This is a genomic window from Chloroflexota bacterium (assembly GCA_016875875.1).
In the GTDB taxonomy this organism is placed as follows: domain Bacteria; phylum Chloroflexota; class Dehalococcoidia; order GIF9; family UBA5629; genus 9FT-COMBO-48-23.
This window is the reverse complement of record VGOP01000005.1, coordinates 1-16,440: the sequence shown is the minus strand read 5'-3', so window position 1 is coordinate 16,440 and position 16,440 is coordinate 1. Positions and strand designations below refer to the sequence as shown.

The 16,440-nt window shown below is 47.5% G+C and carries 21 protein-coding genes and 1 tRNA gene; 12 read left to right on the top strand and 10 right to left on the bottom strand.

Annotated features, from left to right (window positions below; translation table 11 throughout):
* Nucleotides 1–102 precede the first annotated feature (102 nt).
* On the top strand, nt 103–504 hold the full coding sequence (locus tag FJ023_04870) for a hypothetical protein (GenBank protein ID MBM4446670.1): 402 nt from the start codon (nt 103–105) through the stop codon (nt 502–504).
* Between the two features lie 115 nt (nt 505–619).
* Here the strand turns inward: FJ023_04870 and FJ023_04865 are convergent, their stop codons facing one another.
* Entirely contained in the window at nt 620–1,387 is a 768-nt protein-coding gene (locus FJ023_04865) for a M48 family metallopeptidase (protein MBM4446669.1), read from the bottom strand.
* 380 nt (nt 1,388–1,767) lie between these two features.
* Here FJ023_04865 and FJ023_04860 point away from each other — a divergent pair, with 380 nt between their 5' ends.
* Both FJ023_04860 and FJ023_04855 read left to right on the top strand, forming a co-directional pair.
* Nucleotides 1,768–2,118, top strand: coding sequence for a type II toxin-antitoxin system RelE/ParE family toxin (locus FJ023_04860; protein MBM4446668.1), 351 nt, complete (start codon nt 1,768–1,770; stop codon nt 2,116–2,118).
* A gap of 18 nt (nt 2,119–2,136) precedes the next feature.
* Nucleotides 2,137–2,457, top strand: a complete 321-nt coding sequence (locus tag FJ023_04855; protein MBM4446667.1) for a helix-turn-helix transcriptional regulator — start codon at nt 2,137–2,139, stop codon at nt 2,455–2,457.
* 45 nt (nt 2,458–2,502) lie between these two features.
* Here FJ023_04855 and FJ023_04850 read toward each other — a convergent pair whose 3' ends face one another.
* Both FJ023_04850 and FJ023_04845 read right to left on the bottom strand, forming a co-directional pair.
* Nucleotides 2,503–2,892, bottom strand: coding sequence for a hypothetical protein (locus tag FJ023_04850; GenBank protein ID MBM4446666.1), 390 nt, complete (start codon nt 2,890–2,892; stop codon nt 2,503–2,505).
* Nucleotides 2,893–2,948: 56 nt separating this feature from the next.
* Nucleotides 2,949–3,023 (bottom strand) — tRNA-Thr (locus FJ023_04845).
* A gap of 288 nt (nt 3,024–3,311) precedes the next feature.
* Between FJ023_04845 and FJ023_04840 the strand changes: the two genes are divergently transcribed.
* Nucleotides 3,312–3,920 (top strand): hypothetical protein, encoded by a 609-nt coding sequence (locus FJ023_04840; GenBank protein ID MBM4446665.1) that lies wholly within the window; start codon nt 3,312–3,314, stop codon nt 3,918–3,920.
* Nucleotides 3,921–4,109: 189 nt separating this feature from the next.
* On the opposite strand, the gene FJ023_04835 is transcribed toward FJ023_04840, so the two are convergent.
* Nucleotides 4,110–4,346, bottom strand: coding sequence for a hypothetical protein (locus FJ023_04835; GenBank protein MBM4446664.1), 237 nt, complete (start codon nt 4,344–4,346; stop codon nt 4,110–4,112).
* A 154-nt stretch (nt 4,347–4,500) separates the two neighbouring features.
* Nucleotides 4,501–5,262, bottom strand: coding sequence for an rRNA pseudouridine synthase (locus FJ023_04830; protein MBM4446663.1), 762 nt, complete (start codon nt 5,260–5,262; stop codon nt 4,501–4,503).
* Between the two features lie 142 nt (nt 5,263–5,404).
* Between FJ023_04830 and FJ023_04825 the strand changes: the two genes are divergently transcribed.
* The 3 genes from FJ023_04825 to FJ023_04815 all read left to right on the top strand — a co-directional run bounded on the left by FJ023_04825 (nt 5,405) and on the right by FJ023_04815 (nt 6,986).
* Nucleotides 5,405–5,671 (top strand): hypothetical protein, encoded by a 267-nt coding sequence (locus FJ023_04825; GenBank protein ID MBM4446662.1) that lies wholly within the window; start codon nt 5,405–5,407, stop codon nt 5,669–5,671.
* Nucleotides 5,668–6,174 (top strand): hypothetical protein, encoded by a 507-nt coding sequence (locus FJ023_04820; GenBank protein MBM4446661.1) that lies wholly within the window; start codon nt 5,668–5,670, stop codon nt 6,172–6,174. Before FJ023_04825 ends, FJ023_04820 begins: the two co-directional genes overlap by 4 nt.
* Nucleotides 6,175–6,650: 476 nt before the next feature.
* Nucleotides 6,651–6,986: a hypothetical protein gene (locus FJ023_04815; GenBank protein MBM4446660.1), complete on the top strand. Its 336-nt coding sequence runs from the start codon at nt 6,651–6,653 to the stop codon at nt 6,984–6,986.
* Nucleotides 6,987–7,001: 15 nt separating this feature from the next.
* On the opposite strand, the gene FJ023_04810 is transcribed toward FJ023_04815, so the two are convergent.
* From FJ023_04810 to FJ023_04795, 4 genes are all read right to left on the bottom strand, one after another.
* Nucleotides 7,002–8,264, bottom strand: a complete 1,263-nt coding sequence (locus FJ023_04810; GenBank protein ID MBM4446659.1) for a hypothetical protein — start codon at nt 8,262–8,264, stop codon at nt 7,002–7,004.
* Nucleotides 8,265–8,379: 115 nt separating this feature from the next.
* A complete protein-coding gene (locus FJ023_04805; GenBank protein MBM4446658.1) occupies nt 8,380–9,438 on the bottom strand; it encodes a DUF2804 domain-containing protein in 1,059 nt (352 codons plus the stop codon).
* Between the two features lie 170 nt (nt 9,439–9,608).
* On the bottom strand, nt 9,609–10,397 hold the full coding sequence (locus FJ023_04800) for an enoyl-CoA hydratase/isomerase family protein (GenBank protein ID MBM4446657.1): 789 nt from the start codon (nt 10,395–10,397) through the stop codon (nt 9,609–9,611).
* Nucleotides 10,398–10,489: 92 nt separating this feature from the next.
* Nucleotides 10,490–10,792: a GYD domain-containing protein gene (locus FJ023_04795; protein MBM4446656.1), complete on the bottom strand. Its 303-nt coding sequence runs from the start codon at nt 10,790–10,792 to the stop codon at nt 10,490–10,492.
* Between the two features lie 251 nt (nt 10,793–11,043).
* On the opposite strand from FJ023_04795, the gene FJ023_04790 reads away from it, so the two are divergent.
* The 5 genes from FJ023_04790 to FJ023_04770 all read left to right on the top strand — a co-directional run bounded on the left by FJ023_04790 (nt 11,044) and on the right by FJ023_04770 (nt 16,076).
* Complete coding sequence (locus FJ023_04790; GenBank protein ID MBM4446655.1) at nt 11,044–11,226, top strand: 30S ribosomal protein S21; 183 nt, start codon at nt 11,044–11,046, stop codon at nt 11,224–11,226.
* 3 nt (nt 11,227–11,229) lie between these two features.
* Complete coding sequence (locus FJ023_04785; protein ID MBM4446654.1) at nt 11,230–11,679, top strand: GatB/YqeY domain-containing protein; 450 nt, start codon at nt 11,230–11,232, stop codon at nt 11,677–11,679.
* 85 nt (nt 11,680–11,764) lie between these two features.
* Entirely contained in the window at nt 11,765–12,460 is a 696-nt protein-coding gene (purQ, locus tag FJ023_04780) for a phosphoribosylformylglycinamidine synthase subunit PurQ (protein ID MBM4446653.1), read from the top strand.
* 113 nt (nt 12,461–12,573) lie between these two features.
* Entirely contained in the window at nt 12,574–14,778 is a 2,205-nt protein-coding gene (gene purL / locus FJ023_04775) for a phosphoribosylformylglycinamidine synthase subunit PurL (protein ID MBM4446652.1), read from the top strand.
* The gene (locus tag FJ023_04770) at nt 14,769–16,076 is read left to right on the top strand and encodes a DUF1015 domain-containing protein (protein MBM4446651.1); all 1,308 of its coding nucleotides are present in this window, start codon (nt 14,769–14,771) and stop codon (nt 16,074–16,076) included. The genes purL and FJ023_04770 overlap by 10 nt, the downstream gene beginning before the upstream one ends.
* Nucleotides 16,077–16,166: 90 nt before the next feature.
* Here the strand turns inward: FJ023_04770 and FJ023_04765 are convergent.
* On the bottom strand, nt 16,167–16,440 hold a 274-nt coding region (locus FJ023_04765; GenBank protein MBM4446650.1), incomplete at its 5' end, for a response regulator.

Sequence of the window (16,440 nt, the reverse complement as noted above, 5' to 3'; positions counted from 1 at the left end):
GGCCTGCAGAGCAACAATACGAACTGTTTGATGCTATTTATTGATGATACAATTTATACAAGCTAGGTAGGCGCAGAAGTTAGCTTAGGAGAAATAAGCAAAATGAAGACAAAAACAATTCGCCAGACAGTGACGTTTAAAGCTACTCCGCATGAGGTATACGAGACTCTCATGGATTCGAAGAAACACTCACAGCTTACCGGTTCGAAAGCGCAAATAAGCAGAGAAGTGGGCAGCAAATTCAGCATTTACGAGGGTGATATCGAGGGGGTAAATCTTGAGCTGGTGCCGGACCATAAGATTATTCAATCGTGGCGATACAGCGATTGGCCGGAAGGCCACTATTCACAGGCTACTTTCATACTCGAAGAAATTAAAGGCGTAACGCGACTCACTTTCACCCAGACAGAAGTCCCGGAGGAACATTACCAGGACATCGCGCAAGGATGGCGTGACTACTACTGGATACCGATGAAGGAGATGTTGGAGAAGCCAGAGACATAGAGGCCACCACCATCAGCTTTGTAATGTTCCTGTTAGAGGGCAGCCAGGCGGCTTCACCCCACAGAGATAAGAGGTCCTCTTTTCCCACGCAAAAAAGCATAATGTACAATCATGACTATTTCCAGGCACAGAGCTTGGTAGTAAGGTCTGCCTCATGTTGTTTGAGCCACTTTTTATACTCTCGCCATCTGGGACAGTGCTGAGCTACCAGTTCCCAGAACCTCCCTGAATGATTCATCTCTTTCAGATGGGTAAGCTCATGGATGATGACATAGTCGACCACAGGTTCCGGCGCCATTATTAGTTTCCAGTTAAAGCTAAGATTTTTCTTATGAGAGCAGCTGCCCCAACGGGTCTTTTGACCTCGTATGACAATTCGTTTGTAGCTAATGCCCATCTGAGAGCTCAGTTTATCTATTCTCTCGCTTATCAGCTTAGTAGCCTCTGTCCGATACCACTGTTCCAAAGCCAATTCCAAAACACCATTTTTGAACAATTCGTTGCTCACTGCCAGTGTATTTCCCTCTAGCGTTACACCTCCAACGCCACTGTGGTTTTCCCGCTTGACCAACTTCAAGTCTCGACCAAGATACGGGACGGTATCACCACTCCTGAGTTCCTTCTCTGCAGAAAGCGCTTTGAGCTGGCTACATCTTGCCAGGTTACTTGAAATCCATCGTTCCTTCGATTTTAAAAGTCCAGGTAGTTGCCCAATCTTGTAATAATAAGGAACAACTACTGTAAGCCCCGTCTCTCGTCTCACCTCTAGCCGGACATGTTTTGCCCTAAGGCTTCGCTTTACTGCATATGTGATGGCCTGCCCATTAATACTGGTTTCACATTTCTCTGTCATGGCTAATTGATGCCAAGTTTCTCGTTTCATGTCTATAGTCTAAATGTTCAACTTGTTATCTGCCTAGAACACAGGGCAGGAATAAGGAAACGACTGAAATTGCCTTCCGATTTCGGTGGAGCCAGCGGTCGGAGTCGAACTGACGACCGGCGGTTTACGAAGTCTAGATTTGATTTTGACTGTTTCCGCCACCAAATAGCTTCACAGTTCCGCCCCTGATTTGCGTGGTTAGGGTATTAACCTCCTGGTCAATTTCGGGGAAATTATAGCGAAAAATGGCGGGAAATTCAAAGTAATTCCGGTATAGGTTCTTCAACTATTAACAGAGACAGGGTTGAGTTAGCGCCGACAGTTGTAGGTGGACTTAAGAGGATTGACAAATTATGATATATATGTCATACTGAGTGATAATGAATTGGAGCTTAGAGTTTTACGTCACGGAGAGAGGTGAGTCTCCGGTTGAAGATGATATTGCTCGTTTCCCTAAGAAAGCAGGGGCAAAAATATTTAAATGGCTGGACTTACTGGAGAAATTCGGACTAAGCGATTTGAGGGATTATATAACCAAGCTTGAGGGTTATGACCTTTTTGAATTGAGGGTCTTGCATGCGGGGAGTTATTATCGTGTTTTCTTTTATCCTTATGAAGGCAAGCGATTGGCCATATTTCACGTTTTCAGCAAGAAATCGAAGGAAACACCACGGCGAGAGATTGAGAAGGCGAGGAGGAGGAAGCAAGATTACGAATCAAGGTTTAAGTAGCTATTGGAGGGAAGAAACATGAGACTATATAAGGACGTAAAGAAGAAGTTCTTGGCTGACCATGAATTCCGTAAGGAATACGAGGCACTGGGGCCAGAGTTCCAGTTGATTGAGTCGATTATAAGGCGACGCATGGAACTCAAACTGAGTCAAGAAGAGTTGGCTGCTAAGATAGGAACGGGACAAGCTGCTATCTCAAGGCTAGAGAGGGGTGAGGCAAACCCGACCCTTGCTTCGCTTGCAGATGTTGCCAAAGCTTTGGATGCTGACTTGCACATCACCTTGAAGCCAAGGGGCAAGGGTAAGGTAGCTACAGCGCAGGTGGACTCAGTAGGTTAGTCTGTTTGTTTTGACTCCCATGCGAAGGGAAAGGATCGTTTTGGTTTATTCGGCGGCGTATGCAACTACCTCATCCCAAAATTTCTTATCGCTTTCATAAAACATCTCTCTGGCCCGGTCGTAATCAATTTCTATAGATTTAAATTTGATCCTTCTTTGACAGAAATAGAACACTGGAAGGTGAACATGCAGATGGAAGAAGTGGCTTGTATTGCCGTACCAATCCTGCAGTGTTGTCCATTTGCTCCCATCATTGAATTCAATTTCTTCAGCATCCTTAAGCCTCATTTTGACTTTGGGAAAGCGAATATGGGGGATAATGCCACACAGCCATTCGATAGTCCTGTCTAAGGCAAATACCCACCATGAAGATTCTTCGGTGTGAATCTGTGCTGTCATGTGGATTGAGTTTATGCCATAACCCCATTTTCTCATCTTTGGCTCACCTCATTTTGTGGACAAAACCCCCTTGTGGGGCATTTTTGAAGCTGTGGAGCCAGCGGTCGGAGTCGAACCGACGACCGGCGGTTTACGAAACCGCTGCTCTACCACTGAGCTACGCTGGCATCCAGCCGATATTATATTAGAATTGGGCAATAGTGAGCAATTGACTGCTATAGGTTTTCTGTTTTACTAAACAATCTGCATGACTTTTACCATTTGATTCTTCTTTGTTTCGGCTTTCTCTTTCTCCTGTAATCTAAGTTTAAGACCACCCAATAATGCCCCAGTTTCTTGCCCAAGTTTGCCGACGGTACAGCCATCAGATATGAAACCGAGGCTTACGTGCATTCTTGCCAAATGAATTTATTATATATAGAATGTTAAAGCATCAGAAAGGGGGTAAAAGACAAGTGAAACAAGCTTTTTCTTATGTGGCAGTGGCTTGCATGTTGACTGCGGCCTTGATGATTATTTCCTGTACTGCATCAACTCCAAGTCCATTGCCTCCATCAGGAACACCTCCAACCACTGAGTCACAAGAACCCGAAACAGAGCCCGTTTCACCTCCCGCTCCAGCACCCAGCTACGAGAAAATACGCATTGAAGAAACTGACCCCTCATTTAAATTTGACGAAGGATGGCGGAGAGATAAAGACGAACGGGCAAGTGGTGGCTCTTGGGCTATAACTTTTCAAGGCTATGGCGGTGTTGCTATTCCCAAAGTTGATATTAAATTTAAGGGAACTGGTATTTCCCTAGTACATGTAACTGCTCCCTTTTGCGGTATAACCGATATCAAGATTGACGGCAAGGATTATCCAAGTATTGATGCATACGCAGCTACCCCTCAAAACAAGATCACAAGCATAGCAACAGATTTAATATATGCTGACCATATTCTGACTATTAGCCCCTCCGGGGAAAGCAACCCAGCCGCAGATGTAACGACAGGAGGGCCAGAACCTCCGCCAACGCCAATTATCTATGTTGATGCTGTAGAAATCATAGTACCCAAGTAAATCCAAACTATGGTGCTGATTGCCAGGCAAGACGAAACTAAAACATACTCGCCTGATAGATAACCGAATAACAGCGGTGAAAAACCGCCAACAATATATGAGATAAAGTGATTCGCTGTGATACTAATAAGGATACAGCTTGTTAGTGAGTGGTTTTATGGTTGTGAAATTGTGCGGAGGTACACCAGGTCAATTAAGTTCCAGGACAAAATCCGGTTTTTCGGATGGCTCATCATTTGCCAGACTTTGCTCAATTGACCATACTAATGACGTTTCACCACAATGCGGACAGTAAGTCATGCTTGGGTCAATATCAACATGACAATGAGCGCATCTATATGCCAAATTCTGACCGCAAAACCCACATAATGGCTCACCAAACCTGTTTGGTTTGTTACACGTTGGACACGCTACTATATGTTCCATATCCGTACTCGCTCTCAGTTTGCACCCATTAAATAAGCTTAGCTGCCTCTGAAGCCAATGCACCACGTTACAAACATAAGAACGTAAATGAAAGCCTTTTTGTTTAGATGCGATACTAATGCGACGGCTTTTGGTAAAGAAAAGCGGCGGATGGCTATGTTCTACCTTGGCCTGCGGATTTTGGTGGCTTGGCAGCTAAGAGCGCGCGGACTTCTTCAGGGATTAGTTCTCTGGTGGCACCTTCCTTGAGGTTGCCCAGTGTGAGACTGCCCATCCTTATGCGCTTGAGTGCCAGCACCTGGTAACCGAGGTTTGCCAGCATGCGGCGCACCTGCCGCTTCCTGCCCTCGTGCATGGTTATGCTGTAGTTAAACGGCGGTGGTGCTTTCATCTCTTTAACGACCACGGGATAGGTCATGCCATCCTCAAGCTCAACGCCCCTTTCCAGCTTTCTTTGCTCGTCTGGCTTAAGCCTGCCTTCTATGTGAATCAGGTACTCTTTCTCGTGCTCGAATCTGGGGTGCGTGAGTTTATAGGTGAGGTCACCATCATTGGTCAGGAGCATGAGGCCGGTGCTGTCTTTATCCAGACGCCCCACGGGATATAACCTCAGGTGGCGATATTTCTCAGGCAGGATATCCAGAACCGTCTTGCAGCCTCGCTCATCGCTGGTAGTTGTTAGGATATTCGCTGGCTTATTGACCATTAGATAGACTGTGCGTCTTGGCTCAAGGTCAACCATTTTGCCATTCACCGAGACGCGGTCAGTCTCCGGATTCACCGGATGGCGGAAGTTCTCAACCGGCTCGCCGTTCACTTCCACCCGGCCATTTTTAATGGCATCAGCAATCCGCCTTCTGGAGCCAACTCCAGCCTCAGCTAGAGCTTTAAGCAGCGGCACTGATGTCATATTCATTTGCTTACAAAGCTAGGTTAACCCACCAAACCAATACACGTCAAATTAACAGTTATTAGCGAATGGTTTCATAGAGGCAAGTGCGATATATCTTTGGAATGTATCATATGTGTTATAATGAAAGGAGTGGCGCCGACTCCCAATGAACGGCAATAGACTTCAAAAAATATACATAATTGCAACGTGTGTATTAGCCATTGCGGCTATTGGCAGCTGGAAGGTAAGCTGCCAAGCATCAGATACTGCGGATAAAGCTACGACCGCTTCTGAAAAGGCTTCGGCCGCTGCCGAAAACGCTAATATAATCGCTGAAAAAGCCTACAATATTGCCCTGCAGACCAACCTGCCACTCATCACTTCATATTATTCAGATATAGACGAGTATAGCCAGAACTGGACGGAAAAATGATAGTCAAGAATGACTTAGGCAAGATTAGTCAAAGTTATGCTGACGCACACTTCTTGATGAGTGTACAAATTGCTGGCGAAACGGTACGAATTCCTATTGTTGGATACTTCTTAAATCCCAATCCAACATTGGCCAAGGAAGGTTTGCTCTATACCTTCTCCTACGACAAAAACTATGCCAAATTCCTGAACATACTTAGTGATTTTAAAGAAGCGGCAAAAAAAGATGGTTATGAACCTAGTATATGGCCCGAGAGAATGTTGTATATCAGGTACTCAGCAGCTGCCTTAGGCGCCGAGGATGTGCAGAATCAATTCGAGAAATATTTTTTGGTCTATAAGAACGCCTACCCTACTCCATTACCCAAGGAAGATGCTGAGAAGGTTCTGGATTCTGTAAGGCAATCAAGGAATCTAGCGGAAAATGAAGGCTTAAACTTGTACATTTGGGAACTGAACGGTGCAGAGCTCTGGAGTTGGTTCAAGACTGCGTTCTTGAATTAAAGCCCGACCCTAAAGGGTCGGGGCTACATTAAAATATATATAGGCAATAGTGAATGGTTTTGCACACTCGTGGCGGATTGGCACAGCTAAATTCCCGTCATCTACACAGGAATCTCGTGAGCACAAACCATATTATGCCGATAACAACTATCGCTATTATTATGTTGATGAGTATCCTAGGCCGACATCCTCTTGCCCTGCGTATTCTTCGCATTGCTCTCCTTTCTGTATTGCAATGATTATACACTCGCCTAAACCAAAACAGAATGCCCCCCACACTCCCTTTAGCGTAATTGTAGCTGAGCGAGGTGGGACTAAAACCCCGCCACTACAGGCTAAATGCAAGTAAGCGAAGTGTCAGTAACACATTGGACAAGTACAATCACTGGACATTCTAAGCTCCTTGTGGTAAATAGTATTATTAGAAACTGGAAACACCAATCACACCAAGAATAATTAAACGAAGGAGGTAACAAATGGCAGGCAAAAAGACATGGATGCCAATGGCAGCGGGAATTCTGGACATAGTTGCTGGTAGCTTAGGCCTCATCGGGGTCTGTGGCCTGACTATTGGCGGCGGTGTCATGAGAATGATACCAGACGTGCCTAGGTTCTTACCACCTCTTTTCATGGGACTGGCTATACCATTGGCTATAGTGGGAATACTAGCTATAGTGGGCGGCATCTACGCACTGCAGAGGAAAAATTGGGGCATGGCACTTGCCGGCTCTATAGCTGCCTTCTTTCCCTCTTGGGTCTTGGGGATAGCAGCTATCGTTTTTACAGCACTATCCAAGAACGAGTTTGAATAGCTACTTAGGCAACCGCTATTTGTGCCAGAGCTGCATGTGCTGTCTCTGCTCTTTGGTCACTATTCCCTTGGCAAAGTTTTTATCGTAGAAATCCAGGTCTAGATGATGGACTTGGAGCCAGACCGGCAGCAGTTTTGTATCGATGGTGGCTGGAAATCTGCCGTAGGTCTCATAAACATAAGTACAGATTGACTTAACCTGGTTTATAGACGTCTTGGATGGAATGTTGAAGTCCGACTGAATCGTCTTCCAATCTTTGAATGAGGTAGCTCCTTTATATTCCGCAGTATGGGAACCACCGCTACCGAACTTCTTGTCAACGAAGGCGTCCACAGCCTCGTTCATATCTTTGTAATAAGGCGGGCAATAAGCCTCGTAAATTTTATCCAGACCGACAGGATTAGGCCTGCCGTCTTTCCCTATCTGCGCTCGGAAACCGAGCCCTTTGCTCATCGGCGTGATGCCCAGCATTATCTGTCCGGTGTAACCGCCAAACATCACCGAGCCGAGCCCCATGGCTTCAGCGACAAGATGTATATTCTCCAGTATCAAATACGCCGGAGCCAAGTCGCTCAGCATCAGGCTATTTTCAAATGACGCCAGAGGAACCTGAGGACCTTTCAGCTTGCCGGCGTCAATCCATTCCTGCAGCCCTGCTGACTGTCCTTTCATATCATCGAATAACTTGTAACCATAGCCTTCGACTGCGAAGATAGCGAGTAAAAAGTTAATATACTCCTCCGACTGGTCGATAATGGGAATAAAAACGGTGGTACCCGGCTGGTTAGTATTCCAGTGCATGACCCCTAAGAGGGCTCTGGGCACAAACTCCACCCTCTCATCCAGCACTTTAACGCAATCCTCCTTGTAGTAGGTCATTATCCTTTCCCTGTCGGCTTCGGCGTCTATTTCCACAGGTTTAGTCGCTTTTTTGGGGTCATAAACAAAGGTGCCGTTGTCGTTGGTGAAGAACAGCTTAGCATTAGGTACGTTACTCGGATAAGGCGTAGCTCTTCCCACCCAGGTGCCAAATGCGCTGCCGCCTATTTTCGTAGAAAGGTCACCGGTAATTGCCCCGGTTATCCCCGCTCCCGACCAGCAAAGTATAGCTGTCTCGATGTCATTCAGCGGTACAGGCGGCTTCTGAGAAGCGTGCTGCAAGGCGCCATCAGGCAAAGTACAACCAAGCGGAAATCTACGCGACCTCCGTCGGGCTATTGCTTCTAGGATAGGATATTCAAAAATCTGCTTTACTTCGTCTCTATCAGCTATGCCCATGTTTATTTTTTCTCCTTTCAAACTTGCCTTTTCCCGGTCAAATTACATTAGGAACTGTATAAACACCGAAGGTAAAATTCTGCATCGGGTAAATTGGAGCAGGTCTCAACTACAATTATCCCCGGATATATTTCTCCTCACCCATACCGAAATATTGCTTTAACATCACCTTATTACCCGCCCGGTCCTTAATAAATCCGTTGCAGTAGCCAAATGGCCCCCTATATTTCACCTTCAGGACAAGGAAATTCATGTTGATCACGCCCATGGTGACAGGTTTGAAAACTAAATCCACCATGCCGTACTTGTCACGTATCAACCAGTCGCCCTCAACCCCGTCTGGCCTGCTAAATTTCACCGGCGGTAGTAAGTCCAGCCTACCATCAAGCCACAGGCAATTCTCGTTGAACTTCTCGGGGTCTATGGACTGGTTATCGGTCAGGTTAAACCCGATTAATCGCCCCCGGTCATCGAAGCCCGCAGCAGTTACCCAGTCATACTTCATCACGTAAGGGTAAAACCCCTTGTGATCATCGATAATAGCGAAACTTTCCTGGCGTAAAAACTCGACCTTCTCATCCCCGATGGAGAGGCCGCCCTGCATGGGCATGAGGCATTTGTGAGAGTACATTCCCCTGTTCTTACCGAATGGAATAGAAACCACTATCGGTTCGACCAGCCCATCATCATGAAATGCTTCGAAATGTGCCGCAACATCAGGCAGCCCCTTGTAACCACGTATCTGTACGTCTATATAGAACCGCCCTCTACCAAGCTGGCTCACCAACTCGATGAGGCAATCTTGATCACGGTAGGCTTGCCTTGCATCCCACAACGAATCAGGTACCTTTATTTTCCACGAGGGCAGCATTTTTTGGAAAAAGTATTTCTTTTTACGCTCCTTATCATATGCAATAAACTGAGCCAGCGCAGAGACCTTGGCGTTGTATAGCACTGCAAGCATGAACCATCTGCTATTACCAAGCTGGAATGCCTGCCACTCCTTCAGCCTAAAGTTGAGCAACGGCTTGGGTAACCAGATACCCAAGGGCTTTTCAGCGTCGAGCGGATTCACCCTCCGAAACTGGCGGTTAAAGGTGCCGAAATTGAACTGACCACCTGTTACCAAGCTCTGTGGAACTTGTTGTAGTTTCCTCTGTCTTATCTTTGTCATCTTAATACCCCCTGCTGGCAGTTATTGTACCTTTCTATGTTACAGATGCCGAGACGACCGCGAGTTTATGATTCGGCACGCCGCTATTTCACCAATGCCACCTCGAATGAAACACTCTTGTTGATATTGTGTAACAACATTGACAAACGAATGATTGCTCAACAGTCATGCTAGGCTGATTTGGATTTCTCCAGGAGGGAAGCTGAACCCTGCCTTATATCCTGCCGGCAGCTGACCGCTGTGCTTGCCTCGTAGCATAAGCCTATATCCAGGGGATAAGACACAGCCACATTGATGGCTCTTTTAGCGCCCTGGATTAGCGCCGGGGGGACGGAGGCAATCTCCTGAGCCAGTTTCCTGGCTTCCTCCATAAGCTTATCCAGCGGATAAACATGCTGCACCAGCCCGATCCTCAAAGCCTCAGCAGCATCTATTCTCCGGCCGGTAAATATAAGCTCCTTAGCTTTCCCAGCGCCAACAATCTTAGTCAGGCGCTGCGTACCTCCAACGTCAGGTATACTGCCCATCTGCACTTCGGGCAGACTAAAGATAGCCGTTTCCGAGGCAAGCCTGATATCGCAAGCTAGGGCCAATTCAAGGCCGATGCCCAAACAGTAGCCGTTTATTGCCGCTATAACAGGTACAGGAAGCGTCTCAAATATGGTGTAAATTTGCCCCGCCATTTGAAGGGCTTCAAATTCGGAGCGAACGGCATGGGTAGGTATTATGCCCTCGCCTGACATGGCTGCCTTGAGATCCAAGCCAGAGGTGAAAGAGCGGTCGCCCGCCCCGGTAATTATGGCAACTCGGATTTCAGTCTGAGACAGTATATGCTCGGCAGCCGCTCTAAGCCCCTCGAGCACACCACCATCAACGGCATTCCTAATTTCAGGTCGGTTAAGCGTAATCATCGCCACTTTGTCCTCTACTTCCAGCAGCACCTTCTTGTTCTCAGTCATCTCTATCTCTCCTTTCAATATTTCCCCTTCAAAGGTTAAATCCAGATAATCAGGCCACAGTAAGAATGCAAGTGCGATTGTAAAGTAACGTGTTAAAATGGTTCTGATTTCTTTTTCAGCGTGGCGATTAATTTATCCAGGGGTATGGCGGTCAAGGTCAAGGTCTGAAGGCCACCTCGGGCGCTTAGATGTATCGCCAATTTAGCGGCAACCTCATCGCTCGGTGCCTCGACGATATTGACGAAATCATACTGTCCCAGAAGTCCGTACTGAGCCAGTATTTTAACCCCCATATATTCCACTTCTTTATTAATCTCCTTAAGCCACTCAGGATACTCCTCCATTTTTTTTCTGCCCTCCCCAGTGAGAGTTGTCAACATAAGATAAACAGCCATCGCTACCTCCTCTTAGTCAGATTTTTGTGCCACTTATTATATGCCCAGTCACCCTGAAATGCCAACCCAAACTCGGTGGCATCCAGTTAAGTAATTCTTTTGATTAGCACAGCATGTAGTTTTTACACCACCCAGCTAGTTTTTATGATCTTCGCCTTGACACTACGAAGGAGAAGGGTTAAAATTTGTCTTTGCCGATTACCTGTGTTGGGCAGGTATTTTTAATTAGTTTAGGAAGGAAGTGATTTCGTGTGCCTGAAGTAAGACTTTCACAAGGAGAAAGCTTTGAGAGCCTGCTACGGCGTTTCACCAAGAAGGTGCAACAAGCAGGTGTCATTAGCGAAACACGCCGTCGTGGATTCTACGAGAAGCCAAGTGTAAAGCGGAAGCGGAAGGAGGCGGCAAAACGGCGAAAAAGCACCAGGAGCAGCTAGAAGATGACTATGGCTCAGAAAATTAGAACTGACCTAGAACAGGCATTAAGGGAAAGGGACAAGCGGCGTTGTTCGGTGCTCCGTCTGGTTCTAGCTAGTATAAGAAACGCCGAAATTGCCCAGCAAAAAACTTTAGACGACAGTGGGACATTAGTTGTTATAGATAAAGAAGCCAAGATGCGACGTGAGAGCATTGAGGCTTTCGAAAAAGGCAACCGCCCAGATTTAGTGGCTAACGAGAAGGCGGAGTTGGCAATCCTTCTAGAGTATCTGCCCGAGCAGATGGGTCGGGAAGAAATCGTAGCCACAGCACGTAGGGTAATCAGCGAACTGGGGGCAACGAGCCCGAAGGACAAGGGCAAAGTTATGTCCCAGCTTATGCCCCAGCTTAGAGGAAGAGCACAAGGGCAAGAAGTTAGTGAGGTTGTCTCAGAGCTGCTGAGCAACACCTAGGTATTGAATTTTCGCCCTTATCTCATAGATAATAGTTGGCGGCAGAGAGTGCCGCCATCTTTGTTATTCTTCGGGATATATAATCATGAAGTTCGGCATAATTATCTTTCCCGGCACCTGGAGCGACAGAGACTGTTATTATGCCCTCAGCGATATCCTGAAACAGAAAGTTAACTATATCTGGCATAAGGAGACAGACCTTTCCGAGTATGATTGCGTCATCCTGCCCGGCGGCTTTTCCTACGGTGATTACTTGCGTTCTGGAGCTATCGCCAGGTTTTCCCCGGTGATGACATCGTTAGAGCATTTCACTTCTCAAGGTAAGCTGGTCATCGGCATCTGCAACGGCTTCCAGATACTGTGCGAATCAGGGCTACTCCCCGGCGCCTTACTGACCAATGACAACCTGCAATACCGCTGTCAATGGACGCATCTCAAGACAGAAAACACTTCGACAGTTTTCACCTCAAAGTGTCAAAACGGGCAGGTGCTCAAGATTCCTATCGGCCATTACGAAGGCAGATACTACGCAGACGATGACACACTGGCTGAACTGGAGGCTGATAGACGCATTATCTTCCGCTATTCGACTCCAGCAGGCAGGATAACCGAACCGGCAAACCCTAACGGTTCAATGAACAACATCGCCGGTATTATCAACAAGAAGGGCAACGTGTTAGGCATGATGCCGCATCCTGAGCGAGCCTGTGAGCCGCTACTCGGTAGTACCGATGGTAATATTATCTGGGAGTCAATCATTGGTTATATCAGATGCCATTAATGAGACAAAATGTAGGGACAGGTCTTTAGACCTGTCCGAGAAGATAACATGGCGGACAGACCTGAAGGTCTGTCCCTACAAAACTGATGGTAACTTAATCTGGGAGTCAATCATTGCCAGTATCTAAAGAAATACTCGATGAAGTCGCGCTGAGCGAGAAGGAATACCAGCTTATTGTTGAAAAGCTTGGTAGAGAGCCGAGTGAGGTCGAACTGGGTATGTTCGGCTCGCTGTGGAGCGAGCACTGCGGCTACAAACATTCGAAAGCCTTGCTCAGGCAACTGCCCTCCAAAAGCAAACGGGTACTGGTCAAGCCCGGTGAGGAAAATGCTGGAGCGGTGGACATCGGAGATGGGCTGGTGGTAGTGATGAAGATAGAGTCTCACAATCATCCGTCGGCAATTGAACCATATCAAGGCGCAGCCACCGGCGTAGGTGGCATCGTCCGTGATATTTTCACCATGGGAGCTCGACCGATTGCCCTTATGAATTCGCTTCGCTTCGGTACTCTGAACGACGCTCACAACAGATACCTTTTCGGCGGGGTGGTCGGCGGCATTGCTGGCTACGGCAACTGCCTGGGGATACCTGACGTGGGCGGCGAAATCTATTTTGCCGATTGCTATGCAGGCAACCCGCTGGTAAATGCACTTTGTCTGGGCATTGCCAAAGCCGATAAACTGGTTAAGGCCAGAGCTTACGGAGAAGGCAACTTGCTGATTCTAGTAGGAGCCGATACCGGCCGTGACGGACTCCATGGTGCCTCCGGTCTGGCTTCGAGGACGTTTGAGGAGGAGCGAGAGCTGAGGTCTACAGTCCAAGTTGGCAATCCCTTTCTGGAGAAACTGCTCATAGAAGCCTGCCTTGAACTAGCTGAAACGGATTGGATTGCCGGCATGCAGGATTTAGGTGCGGCAGGACTGACCAGCTCAGCCGTGGAATCAGCTGCCAGGGGTGGCGGCGGTATTGAAATCGATGTCCTCAAGGTGCCACGCCGTGAAAAAGGCATGACCCCTTACGAGGTTATGCTATCTGAATCACAGGAGAGGATGTTGGTGGTGGTTAAGAAAGGCTATGAAGGCAAGGTAAAGGCTCTATTTGACCGGTGGGACCTGCACTCAGATACAATCGGCCGTGTGACTGGCGATAGCTTAGCCAGAATTAGAGAGGGCAAAAAAGTGGTGGCTGAGGTGCCTGTAAATCTGCTGACTTCACCACCCATTTACCAACGGCGGGTTAAAAAACCGGAGTGGCTCAACAAATTACAAGACTTTGATGTCACCTCAATTCCCGATTTATCGCGGAGGAACGCGAACTCGGCTCTCCTCCATCTGCTAGCATCGCCTAACATCGCCAGCAAGCGTTGTGTATACCGCCAGTACGACCACCAAGTGGGCAACAACACTGTGGTGCTCCCCGGCAGTGACGCGGCAGTGCTGCGCATTAAAGGGACAGAAAAGGCCATCTCATTAACTACCGACGGCAATGCCCGGTACTGCTATGTCAATCCTTACCTCGGTGGTGCTATCGCTGTAGCTGAAGCAGCTAGAAACCTGGCCTGCAGCGGGGCTCAGCCCCTGGCTATCACTGACTGCCTCAACTTCGGCAATCCAGAGAAAGACGACGTTTACTATCAACTGAAAGAGTGCATCACTGGCATGGCTCGAGCCTGTCGAGAACTGAAAATTCCGGTTATCAGTGGCAACGTCAGCCTGTACAACGAGACCAGAGGCGAAGCCATATATCCGACTCCGGTAGTCGGAATGGTCGGGCTTATCGATGATGTAGCCAAACACTGCACTTCTGGATTCAAAAATGAAGGAGACTTTGTGGTTTTGCTGGGCGATAACCAAACCATTGACAGCAGTATTGGCAGCAGCGAATATCTCGAGTTAGCTCACGGTATAATAAGGGGAAACCCCTATATTGATTTAGGGATGGAGAAACGGTTGCAGCGCTGCTGTCTGGAGGCAATCAGACGAGGGCTCATAAATTCTGCCCATGATTGTTCAGAAGGCGGACTAGGCGTTACCCTGGCAGAGAGTTGCCTAGCTAACGGCCTCGGCTTTGTTAGCTATGACTGGGAGACCGAAGGGAGACTGGATGCATCTCTTTTCGGTGAGGCTCAATCGAGGATTGTAGTCTCAATAGCACCAAAATCCGTCTGGAAACTAGAGAGGCTCGCCGCTCATTATCAGATAGCAGCAACAAAACTTGGGACAGTAGGTGGCAGACGACTGATATTGAAAGGCTACATAAACTTATCTCTAAAACATATGGGGGAGGCTTGGCGGGATGGTCTTGAGAAATTACTATAAATCGGAGGAAACACTTGGCTGAGATCAGTCCTTTTAAAGGCACACGTTACAATCAAGAAATTATCGAAGATATGGCGTCAGCTATTTGCCCGCCCTACGATGTTATTTCTCCAGAAGAGCAGAAAGCCTATTATGAGAGAAGCGAGTACAACGTCATTCGTCTCGAGCATGGGATGGTGCTGCCCAAGGATACGAAAACCAGCAATAAACACAGCCGGGCCAGCGCTACCTTCAATCAATGGCTAAAAGACCGAGTTTTGGTGATTGACCATGTGCCTTCATTCTACATTCACGAACACAGCTTCACCCATCAAAATATCAGAAGAAAGCGTCTAGGCCTAACGGCCTGCGTCAGACTGGAGCCCTGGGAGAAAAATATTATATTTCCTCATGAAAATACTGTTCCCGGGATTAAAAGCGACCGCCTGGAATTGATGCGAGCCTGCGCCGCCAATTTCAGTCCGCTCCTTGGCCTCTATGAAGACCCAGGACATAAAGTTACCAAGTTATTAGCCTCACAGGCCAGTCGTAAGCCGACGATTGATTTTACCGAAGCTGGTGAAACACACAAGCTCTGGGTAGCTAACGAACCTGAATTCGTCCAGAGAGTCAGCCACTTCCTAGCTTCCAAGCCTATTTATATCGCCGACGGACATCACCGTTACGAAACCGCACTAGCTTATCGGGATGAAAGACGACGAGAAACTTCGTCTGGCACCGGTGAAGAAGCCTTCAATTTTGTCATGATGACGCTGGTATCCTTCTTTGATCCCGGGCTCACAGTCTTGCCAGTCCACCGTCTGGTACGTGACATATCTCCCAAGACTATAGCTCAATTCAAAAAACATTTGGAAAATCTTTTCGAAGTGGAATCTGCCCCATTAGGTGAAACTGGTTTGCCTGAGGTAAGAGGAGCCATTACAAGGGTCTTAGGGATGGAGCCAAGCAATGTTCTAGCCCTGAAACTCCACCAGTCATCAGCACTCAAGGAAATAATGCCTAAGGGGCATTCCGAAGTCTATAAAAGGCTAGATGTCAGCATTGTTCAGCACCTTGTTATAGACAAACTTATGGCCCTCGACAAAAGCAGCAGTGTTACCTATATCCCAAATATTATAGAGGCTCACAGATTGGTGGAAAGCGGTGAGCATCAACTGGCTTTTCTGTTGAATCCCATCCCAGTGGCAACCATTAAGGCAATCGCTGATGCCAACGACAAAATGCCGGGAAAATCAACTTACTTCTACCCCAAATTGCCCACCGGCCTGGTCATTAACCGATTAGAAGGAACTTTATAAGCCGGGCTGAATACCTTTGATGGACACCCCAGATAGTTATCGTACTCGCCCCTAAACAAAGTGGACTTAGGTGCAGCCGAGCGTTACCTTCTAATGACCGCCAGCTAAAGCGCGCTTTACCTCTGTGCTTAACTGCTCAGCATCAAAAGGCTTGTCAATATGGGCAACTTTAGTCTCGGAGAGGAACTTTTCAGTATCGGCGCCCATAATATCGCCGGTGATGAAGACCACCCTCCGGGCTAGCGATTTATCTATCTTTTGAATACGCTTGTATAATGTCACGCCACTCATGCCCGGCATCTTGATATCCGCCAGGATGAGGTTGTATTTCTGGCTTTCAATTTTCTTCAGAGCCTCGGCAGCG